Raw genomic sequence first — 11,012 nt, 5'->3', positions numbered from 1 at the left:
TTCCGACGTAGCTCAGCGGTAGAGCAGTTGACTGTTAATCAATTGGTCGTAGGTTCGATCCCTACCGTCGGAGCCATTAGTTTCAAGGGCTTAGCGTTAAATCGCTGAGCCCTTATTCTTATCTGGGGCACAGTTGGGGCACAAAGACAGCTGGCAACTTATCCCAACCAGAATTACCACTTTCACTTGTATCCCATCATTCCAACCGACATATCTAGGGGCGGATTATATGGAGAACATAATGAAATTTTTTGCACCATTGGTATTAGCAGTGGCCCTTTCAGGTTGCCTGCAAATGACCCCTATCACGGAGTCTAAACCAGTACGCCTTTCAAACGCTCAAATTCGGCAAATTCAAGAAACCGTTACAGTAGGTTTTTTTGACCCAGAGGCTGCACGCTTTCGCAAAGTTCGGGCTGTTGACGTTGTTCTTCAAGATGGTCAACGTGAGCGCCGTGTTTGTGGTGAAGTTAACGGAAAAAATCGTTTGGGGGGGTATGTCGGCTACGAATTTTTTGGTGGATCCATGATTAATGGAAAGTTCCTCAAGAAAGACTTTTTTGGCGCTTGCGAAGCTTGGTGAAAATTCCCTCCCCCAGCAGGTAACCACGTCCAGTTGGGGGAGTACTACCAACAAACAGTAGGTTTAATAGTAGGTGGCACAATTGACGTTTTTTCGAATTATCACTTTAGTAGCCTTGACGATATTTAGTCACTCGCTTCCGGCAGAAGCAGATACAGAGACAGATGCACGCGAAATTTTCGCGCCGTGGGCCCCGAAAAGCATAGAGATTACAAACGGCGGCGTTTTGCGGATTACTTTAAATGAACGTCGGATTACCGATACCGTTTATTACGCTGTTGTTCAGGGAGGGTTCTGCCTCGGTCCCTTGCTGAATATGGAAATGCCGGAGGTGAAGTCCGTATTTGTTTTGAACAGCCGTCAAACTCAGGGCTGGTTATTTGAGACAGGAGCCGACGCCTGCAATCAGATTAACAATGCCCCTGCCAATAGCGTAAAAATCCTTATTGCGGGACAGAGTAGCGCTCACACTGATACGGCGAACGGCCTTTAAGCCTCAACCATCCCCCCAATCCACAAACTGCATGGCCTTATCAGCATCCACGCCAGCTTCTTTAGCTACTGCCAGCGCTTGAATGATCCCTGTCAGCGCCCTAGCCCTGCCGCCAGCATCAAACGCCTGCAGAGGCCGCATAACGTCGATCTTAACGGGGTTGCCTAGCTTGGTTGCGGCTTCCTCGGCCAACAAGGCACAGATTGGCTGCAAGGTCCATTGCGCAAGGTGGCGTTGCGCCTCCCTTACCATTGGCCCAGTTGTTGCGGCATTGGTTAGACCGGGCAGAACCCCAAAGGCATGATTGATAGCATCCCTAGCGCTTTCCAGCGTTTGCAGTGACATGGTTTTTTGCATGTCAGGCGATACGTCAGAGGCTTTCCAATCCTGTGACGGTGCAGGCCCACCAGCCGCAGTGACTTGAACAGATTCACGCAATAGAACTCGCCCCCGTTTGCCACGAAACCCACGCGCCAGCGTATCCATGTCAGTGTCGGCAGCTTCGGGAAATGGTACAATTTGCGACCCAAGCGGCATAGCATCATAGGCTTCACCTAATGCAGTTTCCAGCGTTGCCAGCATGTCACCCGTTAGGCTTGCGCGGTGTAGTGGTGCAGAGCCAAAGTAAGGCTGGCCCAGATCGGCACCCGTCACGATATGCAACACCTCACCTTCAAGAGCAGTTACCGCCTGCCCGCCCCCTGTATCTGGCAAGGTCAATTGATAAGCGCGGGGTTTGCCGTTGCGTGTCGAGATCACCCAATCAGATGCAGGCACCAGCCCGCCTTCGGTAATCAGCGCAACAAACTCACCCCGTAAGGCCAGAGAACGCCCAAGCAATGCCATTGTGCGGCGGTCTAGCATGTCGGCACCATCAACGTCAGCAAGCGCCATAGCGCCTTCCCAGAGGCTCACCGCGCCTTGGACAGTGGCGGTCAGTTCAGCGATACCTGTTTGCCCCGTGATCCAACTAGACCGCGCTGCCATAATATCGGCGGTATAGCCCGCGCCTGTTAGGCTGCGTTGCTCTTGTTTGTCGGCACGTTTGAACCAATCAAGAATTTTCATCGTTCACCCCCAAGCGGCGATATGGGCGCAGCAGATCAGCCGCGCCGGAATTATGAATGGCTCTTGCCATGTGGTTAGGATCAAGGCGGATATTTTCAGAAATTTGCCCAACGTCGATTGAGTAGGAACGCGCACCAGCAGGCGCAGGCGATGTTGCTGCCATATATTCAGCCAAGCGGCGATAAGCCTCTAGGACCGCAGCGGGTGGCGCGTCAGTGTTACCCACAGTTGCCGTGATCCTGTATTGGCATTTATGGGCAAGCAGCATTCCTGTAGGCGTTTTACGGTATGGCGATGCCACCCAACCTTCGGCTTCATAGTCCCATACCTCTCGCGCCATGCTCGATACGGGGCAAAGTGTTGGCGTCCAAACGGCACCGGCCCCGCTGCGATAGCCGCTACCATTCACTAACCAAACCACTTGCCGTTCGGCCCAGCGGTAACGAATGAATGCCTCTATACGCTGCCAAACCAAAGCAGGATCAAGAGCCGCAGCAGCCGTTGATAGATCATCCGGCGGTGCCGGATATGCAGCAGGTTCAGCTTCATCAATATGTAAAAGCGACACTTACAGCCTCCACTTATTCAAGGGATGCATAGGAACTGCCAACCCGCTGTCGGTCAGGTTCCAATTGCGTTCTTCGATTTCGGTTTCATGGTAGGCAGGCCGCGTGACAAAAGAGAGTTCGTAAAGTAGCGCGGCCCAGATGTTGCGAATGATTGCAGTGCCTTCGGCGGGGTCTTCATCCTCTACCGTTTCAGCATTTTTAACTGCGCGGGGCGGTGGAATGCGAAAGCCGGGGCTAATCCCTTGAACAAGACCAGCGGCATAGGCGTTAAAGAAGTCTTGCGCCCATGTGGTTTGCTGCACCTCTTGCGTTATGATTGCCTCAAAAGTCAGCGCGTCTTCGCTGTCTGTCAGGATCAACGTTTTAGCTTTGCGGCTTGCAAGCGGCTTGTCATAAGAGTGACCCAGCAGAATGTGAATGTCTTCGTCTGGGCGGTCTACGCGATAAGCAAACGCCTTTGGCTTGATTACTTCCTTGCGAGGTCTGCCCCCATTGCGCCCGCCATCCGATAGGACAGCGCGTTTGCCATAGGGAAACCGACCCGACAAGCGGCGGGAACCATCGCCCGCCGCCCTCAGTTCCAGCCCCGCTTCATCAGAAAAGCTGGTCAGCATTTTTATGCACCTTCTGCCAAGTTGGTCAGAATGCGAGTTTGAAGCCCACGCGGTGCTGTATAATCAGCGGTCACAAGACCCGTTAGCACCAGAGAACCGGAACCCGCTTGCGTGTAGGGATCGCGGATAAGATCGACACCACCCCACAAACCTAGATAGCCCGGTGCAATGCCCTGCACATTGGCTGTCAGGATTGCGGTTTCAGTTGGAATGACATTGCTGATAGCAGGCTTGCCAACGTGCTTTGTCAGACGGTCCCATTCACTGACAGCAGTGCCAGAGATTAAAGCATCATCAAGTTCAGCCCAGATCGCGGGATCAAAGGCGATGTTTACTTGGCTTGCACTGGTGATCGCATTGGCTTCCATGAATGCTACAATTTCAGCACGGAATGCGGCCCACGTAGGCGCAGCGCTCACGTCTTCGGATGCAATCCCGTAGGAGACAGCGCCCGGAATAATACCAAGGGGCTGACCACTTGCCCCTGTGCCGTTAATAACAACGCGGTCAAGTTCTGTCGCAATGACTGCATTTAGATCGCGGCGAATTGCAGCTTCCAAACCCGCCCCCGATTGCTTCAAAGACTTGCGAGAAATAACCATTTGTGCGCCGCCCGTTTGATCGGGGTTTAGGCTACGCTCAGACGTTTTATAGGCAGAGGCAGCGCCCACATTGCCAAGTTCGGTAGTCTGCCACCCAAAGACAGCGCCAGCCGTTGCAACAGGGTATGCAACTTCACCTTGCGCAATGCTGACACGTTGAACGCCAAGCTGTGCGGCTACGCTATTCGGGAAAATGCGGTCAATGATCGGGCGATAGGTTTTAGGTTCCAGCAGGTCAGTTGAAATGGTTTCGCCTGCCCGTTGCTCTAGCGCCTGATAGGGAACCGGAATACCCTGATAGCCGCCAGCGTTGCGCATTTCCTGCACGACTTCGGCAGTCGCACCGTCCAGCGCCCGACCTTCATCAAGAGCGCCTGCAATTTGGCGCAGTTCAAACCGTCCAACCAGTTCAGCATATTCACGATCAGTGCGGGTTTCGAGTTCGTTCTTTGCTTCGTTTCGTTGCTCATCTTCTGCAATTAAAGCAGCACGATAGCGCGTTTCGTTCGTGCGATATTCCCCATCAAGATCGCCAAGACTTCGGGTTTCATCTTCGGTCGGTTTTTCTTTGCCAACAAGCGCTGCCAACTCTTGGCGAATTTCAGACTGTCGGCGGCTAATTTTGATACTATCAAGCATGTATATTTTCACCTAGCTAGGTTTAAGTTATGATGCTTAATTCTATCAAATTGCTAAGTTTTCTTAAAATCACCGACCTTTAACAAAGCCTTCCATCTTTCCCGTTCGGGGTCTGGTTTCCCAAGCCCAATTTCAATGCGTGTTTTACGGCTATGACATGGGGTGCAAAGTGTCTGTAAATTTGAAAGTTCAAACGATAAATCAGGCGCTTGCCTAACAGGTTTAATGTGATCCACCTCTAGACGCACACCCCGCTTTCCACATTCCACGCATTTCCAGCCGTCACGGTCTTTTGCTTGCTTGCGCACCACCTGCCAACGCTTAGAGCCTGTGACCTTTGCGCTATGTCGGTCATAGCGCCTCACACCCATTGCGCCACACGGCTTTTGCGGCTTGGTCGGTTCACCATTCGCGCCCCTTCGGCAACGGCAATGACAGATGCAGCCGCCGCATCAATCCGGCCCAGTGATCGGGCTTTGGCTAGTTTATGATTGCCAGCAGGATCAACCAGCGTGATTGCATCGCCAAAAGCAGATCGCAGCAATAAGCTAGGTTGCGTTTTCACCATGCCTTCAAACAATGCTCTACGGAACCGCTCTATGTCTTCGGCACCATCACGCCAGCCAAAGCCCCGCCAGATAAACGGCACCCGTTCCAATCCAGCCGCCCGCATTGCTTCGGTAAATTCTGCATGTCGAAACCTATCGCCAACAATGCAGGCAATGCCTTGACCGTCAGTCATTGCCACAACGTCAGCCAACCAACGCCCCACCGGAACAGTTGTATCGCCCATTGTGGTCAGTTCGCCGCGTTCTTGCATTTCTGAATAACGCCCTGACACACCATCAGCCGCGCCACGGTCAGCAAGCCCTGGCTTGCAAGGGAATGTGCCAATCGCTTCAAGTCGCCCTGTCTGGGGCCAGTATAAAGCCGCTGCCGACATGCTACGCGACCCGCCAAGATCGACGCCCAGAACGCACGGCCCATCGCGGGGCGGCAGATCATCCGGCGCGACTTCGGCGGCAAGGTATTCATCTATCGTGACCAGCATAGAGCGGTCTTCGGTGCTGACACGTTCGTTGCGGTTCAGGTTCCTAAAACTGGAAAGCGCAGAGCCACCACGGGCAATTGCACGGGACGCTTGCGCCACCAGCCATTCCGCAGTTGACCCAATGCCCTCTTTTGATCCGGGGTTTGCTATAAGCAAGCTTTCAAGATCATCCGCAGGCAGCCCAAAAGCGGGCCTATGCTCTTGAATATAGCAGCCGGGGGGCGGTTCATCTAACCAACGCGAAAAGGTGTTTGCATCATCAGGCGCACTGGTCGAGATAATGAGTGCCCGCCCATCACGTTTGCCAAGCCCCGACAGAATGGCGTTTTCCAAGTTGTCGCCTTTGTCACGATCCCATGCGGCCCGTTCATCCAGTATCGCCAATGTAGGCGCACCGCCTAGAATAGACTTACCATCGGCAGCAATACACCGCGCAAGGCCCCCACCATTGCCGCTATACTCAATTTCCAGCTTGGACCCGCGACGAATTGTGAACAGTTCCTGTTCTTCATCGGGCAAGCCTTCGACAAAGCCCACAATAAATTGGAATGCAATTTTTGCTTGGTCACGGTTTCGAGCCGCAAGAATAACTTCCCGCTTTGGCTGGTCTGTCAGTTCCCCCATCACGTCAGCCAGAGCAAGCCCAGCCGACAATGCTGTTTTGCCGTTCCCCCTACCAATGCTAAGACAGCCAATCATAACGCTAGGGGCAAGCGCACCGCAGATAAATTGCCGCTGATAAGAGGCCAGTTTAACGGGTTTTCCCGCCATTTTACCTTCTGGAATGCGTAGTTTTTTCATGAAGGCAATAGCCGCAGAGGCTTGTTTGCTTGGTCTACCCATCACTTTTTCCAGATTTTTTTGGGAGAGAGAAAGGAACAGTAAGACCCCCGAAAGGCCCCCTATTAAAAAGACATGGCATTGGAACCATCACACCAAGGCCATTAGGCCAATTGCTATGTCACACCAAACCCAGATTGTAGTAGCTGCCAACGCCCATTCAATAACCAGCATCAGCCCCTACTCACGATAAGGATATAGCCTACAGGGTTACCAGCGGCTGGCACTGGATCAACCTGCGTAACAGATAGGAATGGCCCACCATCTATGCGCAACTTGTTGCCAAGATCAGGCGCGATGCTTGGCACCCCACATTGCACGGTCAGGTCGCTTGATCGGACGCTAGAACCATCCGCATATTCTAGACCAACGCCCTGAACCACAGCGCGCAATGGTTCAAAGACGGTGCTAGTTGTTGGTGGATCAAATTCAGTCGCACCGGGCGTTGTTGTGGTGCGTCCTATCTCCACATTGCCCTGCCCGTATTGGGCCAGCAAGCGGCGGTGCGATGCTTCTATGCGGTCATAATAATTCATGTTGTAAGTCTAGCATTTATGCATAAGCACCGCGAATTAGCGGAAACAACGCCCCCACCTCGCTTGTTTACTAATTTTGGCCGCTCTCATCACCACCACCATCTACCCCCTAAAGGGGGGGGGGTAGTGGTGGGGTCGGTAAGAGTAAGTGAGGTTTTCCCCACTACCCACCTTCCCCCACCTTGGTTTTGGCGTGGTGGGGGTGCTAGGTTTCATTCACCCATTCACCAACAATTAGGCACGGATATTCTCTACCCTTACCGCTATCTTTGCGCTTTTCGATTATAAGTGCACCGCTAGCCTGCCAAGCACTAAGCATCTGCTGGATACGGCGTTTGTCATTATCCGTATCCAGATTAAGAACATCGGCAACGGTTTTACCTACCCAATTGTTCGCCTGTGCACTCTGCCGTGGATCTTCTAGCATATCTATGGCCCTTTGAACTGCTAAGGTATCCGCAACAGATATGCCGTCAAAAGCATCAGGTGGCGTGTAGCGTTCAACAGTTGCAACCCAATCACCATTCCCAAGTTCAATGCCAACAGTCCGGTGCCATTCCGCCCCGCTACCAGTGGAGTAGTTCGGTTTATCTTGCGTCACTGTGAAGTAGGTTGCGCGGTCAGACACCACATCAACACCAATTTCCTTCTTTTTCTTGCTGCTAGCCTTATTCAGAACGCGCCCATCCCTAACAGCGTTTAGCAGAGAGCTACCGCCACGCCCATCTTCGGATGAAAGTTCTTGCCCATTACCTTTCCGCGTATGATGGACAAGCTCTATTGAGATGTTGCATTCGTCAGCAATCCTCGCCCATTCAGTCGCGACAGCATCAATCGCGCTGTTGTCGTTTTCTGTTACGCGGTGAGATTTAACAAATGGATCAATTGTTAAATGGTCGATCCCATGCTCCTTGATATGCTTAATCAATCCATCCCGCATTGGCGTATTGATCGCAATTTCCCCACGCACCTGTTTTGCCATGCAGAGTTCACAATCGCGACCGTCAAGAAAGAACCGCCCCTTAATCTCACTGGGATTGATCTCATGATGAAGCATTGCTGCTGCCATTCGACGGTTCAATTCGTCCATTGGCTCTTCAAGGTTAATCAACCAGACCTTTAGTGGTGCTGGCACCGTTACGTCTAGCAAAGCGCGTCCGGTAGCCATTGCCAAAGCCTCGACCACCACCAAAGAAGATTTACCCACTGCACCGGGCGCAACTGTTGCGGATGCCGTCTTGCGCTGAAGGTGATTGCCATATGTCCATGGTCGCGTTGGTTGTGTCGCTGGGTCAAGCCAGACAAATGGCGTAGGTTCTCGCATGGCAGGCTGAGGGGCAAGCGTTGCCGCCCGCCCCCCGTTAATTACTCGCATTCCAGAATTAGCAGCCGCAACAGGATTGCTTTTGGGAAGCCTTTCCAAAGCAGAGTCATCGCCGCCGAAAAATGCCGCTACAGCATCATCCATTAAACAGCCTCCCGAATGCCAACTACAAGTGGCAATTCAAGCGGCCAATCATCTGACCACAGGATCAATTTCAGCTTTTGGGCCATGTCGATTTGCATTGACGCCAATCCCGCCGCAGACAAGTCTCCGGCTTGAACCGCCACCAGTGCGGCCCGCTGCATGGTGTCGATCATGCCATCTAGACCGCTCTTCCCTTTCCCCGCATACCGTAAGTTGCCGTCAGCGCCCCTTGTGATCTTGTGCAGGGTTTCCGTAGCCCATGTGTCGATTTCATCATCTTCCGCGACGACAAACACATCCGACAAAATGACAGAAATTTCCTCAAATGCCGGGTGATAGCGATAAAATTCCGGCTGCAATTCGGCTTCTGGGCCAACTTTCTCGCGCCATTTTGTAATCCGTTCGAGCCAGCTTATCACCTTGGCACGGGTTGCATCCACACGCAGCGCAAGTTCGGTGTCTACCTTATTTGCTTCGGTTTGTTCGTTTGTGGTAGTGTCATGATGTCCATAGCTACCATTATTGCCCTCCGGTTCGCGCTGGGGGGCTTTATTGTCATCATGCATCAAGCAGCCTCCCCTTTACTTTCGATCCAGTTTGATAGGTCGTCAGGCTTCCAGTAGCGTCGCGTCTTGATCTTGATTGGCTGCGGAAAATTTAGGCTTTGGTCATTACTCCAACGCCATAGCGTTTGGTTGCAAATGCCCCCCATCATCTCTCGCACTTCACTCGAGGTCATTAAAGTTACTTCTGTCATAGGTATTGCTTTCCAGCTTTATGTTATGCTACAAGAGAAGCAGAATTCGATTCTTACCCCACCTAAATACGCCTTGCAGGGCAGATTTAGGTACTTGACTTGTAGCCTTCCGTTCAAGTTGATATCAGTGTATCACACTACTTTTTTGAAAACACAGAACCCAAGTCAAAATCGGTGCAATATCGGCACAATTTGACCTATGATCCCCATTTCCGTGATCAACTAAACTCTTGGTATATTGAAAAAATCAAACCCATTGAGCGGAATGACGCCTATAAATATTACAGGCGACAAAATTGAACTATTTTTGAATTTTTTTTATGTTAAAGGGCGGAATTTAGCCCTTTAACATGATTCGCCCAGCTTTCGAGCGCCTCACGCCTTTCCTGCAAGTAGTCGTATTGCTGGTACACACGGCGCATCTTCGGAATAGCAGAAAGGTGGTTAGTAATGCGGTCAATTAGAGTTTCCGCTACACCCATTCTTGCTAATTCTGTCTCCAAGGTTCGCCTAAGATCGTGAAACGTCCAATGCGGTATTTGGTGAGCCCCTGCTAGGTCTTGCATTTCGTCGGCGATGTGCTGTCGGCCCTTATGGAAGCCACTGACTGGCGTTGCGCCATTAGTGGTGAATATGTAACCGCTCGACCCAATGCGGCAGACGCCATTCAGCACATCACTCGCAAGAGACGAAAGCGGCACCTTATGTGCGTGACCGTTCTTTGTCCGGCTACCCGGTATCTCCCACACATCACCTGATATTTCTGCATCATTCATGCCTGCAACCTCAGACAAACGGCACCCCGTCAATAAAAGCATCTTTCCCATATGCCCCCACGGCTGCGCTTGATTACTACATGCCTGCCAAAACCATTTGATTTCTTGAGCCGCCAAAAATCTATCACGCGATTGCTCGACCGCTGGCATCTTCATGCGGTCAGTCGGCGGATGATCGATATATCCGTTTTCTGCACACCAGTTGAAGAATTTGCGAACATGCGCGAATGTCCGGTTCGCTGTTACTTCACGCCCACTTTCCACGATAGCCAAGACCAGCCTTGAAACGTCCCGCTTGCTTATGTCCCGTAACGGCCTGTCACCCCACTCGGCAACTATTGACCGCTGCAAGAACCCCATAGCATTCTTACGGCTCTTTAGTTTGGAAAGGTGGAAACGATCAAACTCGTCAACAATCGCCCGAACTGTGTCTACTTTCGCTTGGCGCTTCTCCGCTGACGGGTCTTTGCCGCCCTGCGCAGCCTTTAAAACCTCGCGTGCCCTGTCGCGCGCCTCAGCAAGGCCTATTTGCGGAAACTTTCCAACCATGTAACGCCTGTGCGCTGACCCAACCCTGTATCTAACCGACCAACTTTTGCGCCCAGTAGGTTGCACCATCAAATATAGACCCACACACAAATCGTCCGGTATCTGTTGCCGTTCTTCCGACGCTTTCCAAGCCCCAACTTTCGCCGCCGTTAGCCTTGCCATTTACTTACCCCTTATGCTGCAGCTCATCATACTGGGGCACAGCACGGGGCACAACAAGGCCAGTACACACTGTTATTGATAGTTGTTAAATGACACTTCAAGTTACTATTAATAAAGGTAAATTTATTTGAAAAGGGACATATTGCTTGCGAGTGTTATCAGCTATATGTTGACTGTTAATCAATTGGTCGTAGGTTCGATCCCTACCGTCGGAGCCATTTCCCCCTTTCTTGCGAATGGGTTACATGGCCAGGTTAATCCTCCAAAATTGTCATGTGAAACGTACCCGTTTAAGGTTCTTTGCA

The 11,012-nt window shown here is 51.8% G+C and carries 11 protein-coding genes and 1 tRNA gene; 3 read left to right on the top strand and 9 right to left on the bottom strand.

What is annotated here, in order from left to right; translation table 11 throughout:
- Window position 1: 1 nt before the first annotated feature.
- The 3 genes from ACN0SD_RS20180 (at window position 2) to ACN0SD_RS20170 (ending at window position 1,076) form a co-directional block, all read left to right on the top strand.
- Window positions 2-76 (top strand) — tRNA-Asn (locus tag ACN0SD_RS20180).
- 165 nt (window positions 77-241) lie between these two features.
- Window positions 242-583 carry a hypothetical protein gene (locus ACN0SD_RS20175; protein ID WP_394197992.1) on the top strand — a complete coding sequence of 114 codons (342 nt, stop codon included), beginning with the start codon at window positions 242-244 and terminating at the stop codon, window positions 581-583.
- A gap of 73 nt (window positions 584-656) precedes the next feature.
- Window positions 657-1,076 (top strand): hypothetical protein, encoded by a 420-nt coding sequence (locus ACN0SD_RS20170; RefSeq protein ID WP_394197993.1) that lies wholly within the window; start codon window positions 657-659, stop codon window positions 1,074-1,076.
- 3 nt (window positions 1,077-1,079) lie between these two features.
- Here the strand turns inward: ACN0SD_RS20170 and ACN0SD_RS20165 are convergent, their stop codons facing one another.
- The 9 genes from ACN0SD_RS20165 to ACN0SD_RS20125 form a co-directional block, all read right to left on the bottom strand.
- A complete protein-coding gene (locus ACN0SD_RS20165) occupies window positions 1,080-2,144 on the bottom strand; it encodes a hypothetical protein (protein ID WP_394197995.1) in 1,065 nt (354 codons plus the stop codon).
- Window positions 2,131-2,712, bottom strand: a complete 582-nt coding sequence (locus ACN0SD_RS20160) for a hypothetical protein (RefSeq protein ID WP_417809974.1) — start codon at window positions 2,710-2,712, stop codon at window positions 2,131-2,133. The genes ACN0SD_RS20165 and ACN0SD_RS20160 overlap by 14 nt, the downstream gene beginning before the upstream one ends.
- Window positions 2,713-3,327 (bottom strand): HK97 family phage prohead protease, encoded by a 615-nt coding sequence (locus tag ACN0SD_RS20155; RefSeq protein WP_394197999.1) that lies wholly within the window; start codon window positions 3,325-3,327, stop codon window positions 2,713-2,715.
- 2 nt (window positions 3,328-3,329) lie between these two features.
- Window positions 3,330-4,568, bottom strand: coding sequence for a phage major capsid protein (locus tag ACN0SD_RS20150; protein WP_394198001.1), 1,239 nt, complete (start codon window positions 4,566-4,568; stop codon window positions 3,330-3,332).
- A gap of 53 nt (window positions 4,569-4,621) precedes the next feature.
- Complete coding sequence (locus ACN0SD_RS20145) at window positions 4,622-4,939, bottom strand: HNH endonuclease (RefSeq protein WP_394198003.1); 318 nt, start codon at window positions 4,937-4,939, stop codon at window positions 4,622-4,624.
- The gene (locus tag ACN0SD_RS20140) at window positions 4,930-6,462 is read right to left on the bottom strand and encodes a terminase large subunit domain-containing protein (RefSeq protein WP_417809973.1); all 1,533 of its coding nucleotides are present in this window, start codon (window positions 6,460-6,462) and stop codon (window positions 4,930-4,932) included. Before ACN0SD_RS20140 ends, ACN0SD_RS20145 begins: the two co-directional genes overlap by 10 nt.
- Before the next feature lie 738 nt (window positions 6,463-7,200).
- Complete coding sequence (locus ACN0SD_RS20135; RefSeq protein ID WP_394198008.1) at window positions 7,201-8,463, bottom strand: AAA family ATPase; 1,263 nt, start codon at window positions 8,461-8,463, stop codon at window positions 7,201-7,203.
- Window positions 8,463-9,029 (bottom strand): hypothetical protein, encoded by a 567-nt coding sequence (locus ACN0SD_RS20130; RefSeq protein ID WP_394198010.1) that lies wholly within the window; start codon window positions 9,027-9,029, stop codon window positions 8,463-8,465. Before ACN0SD_RS20130 ends, ACN0SD_RS20135 begins: the two co-directional genes overlap by 1 nt.
- Window positions 9,030-9,543: 514 nt before the next feature.
- Window positions 9,544-10,707 (bottom strand): tyrosine-type recombinase/integrase, encoded by a 1,164-nt coding sequence (locus tag ACN0SD_RS20125; RefSeq protein WP_417809972.1) that lies wholly within the window; start codon window positions 10,705-10,707, stop codon window positions 9,544-9,546.
- Window positions 10,708-11,012: the final 305 nt, after the last annotated feature.

The sequence above is a fragment of the Thioclava sp. genome, assembly GCF_048263065.1.
In the GTDB taxonomy this organism is placed as follows: Bacteria; Pseudomonadota; Alphaproteobacteria; order Rhodobacterales; family Rhodobacteraceae; genus Thioclava.
Note: the sequence above shows the minus strand (reverse complement) of the source record. Positions and strands in the feature narration are given on the sequence as shown.

Coding starts and splice junctions, on each gene's coding strand:
- ACN0SD_RS20175 (WP_394197992.1), top strand. CDS start 242: ATGAAATTTTTTGCACCATTGGTATTAGCAGTGGCCCTTTCAGGTTGC.
- ACN0SD_RS20165 (WP_394197995.1), bottom strand. CDS start 2,144: ATGAAAATTCTTGATTGGTTCAAACGTGCCGACAAACAAGAGCAACGC.
- ACN0SD_RS20155 (WP_394197999.1), bottom strand. CDS start 3,327: ATGCTGACCAGCTTTTCTGATGAAGCGGGGCTGGAACTGAGGGCGGCG.
- ACN0SD_RS20150 (WP_394198001.1), bottom strand. CDS start 4,568: ATGCTTGATAGTATCAAAATTAGCCGCCGACAGTCTGAAATTCGCCAA.
- ACN0SD_RS20145 (WP_394198003.1), bottom strand. CDS start 4,939: ATGGGTGTGAGGCGCTATGACCGACATAGCGCAAAGGTCACAGGCTCT.
- ACN0SD_RS20140 (WP_417809973.1), bottom strand. CDS start 6,462: ATGGGTAGACCAAGCAAACAAGCCTCTGCGGCTATTGCCTTCATGAAA.
- ACN0SD_RS20135 (WP_394198008.1), bottom strand. CDS start 8,463: ATGGATGATGCTGTAGCGGCATTTTTCGGCGGCGATGACTCTGCTTTG.
- ACN0SD_RS20130 (WP_394198010.1), bottom strand. CDS start 9,029: ATGCATGATGACAATAAAGCCCCCCAGCGCGAACCGGAGGGCAATAAT.
- ACN0SD_RS20125 (WP_417809972.1), bottom strand. CDS start 10,707: ATGGCAAGGCTAACGGCGGCGAAAGTTGGGGCTTGGAAAGCGTCGGAA.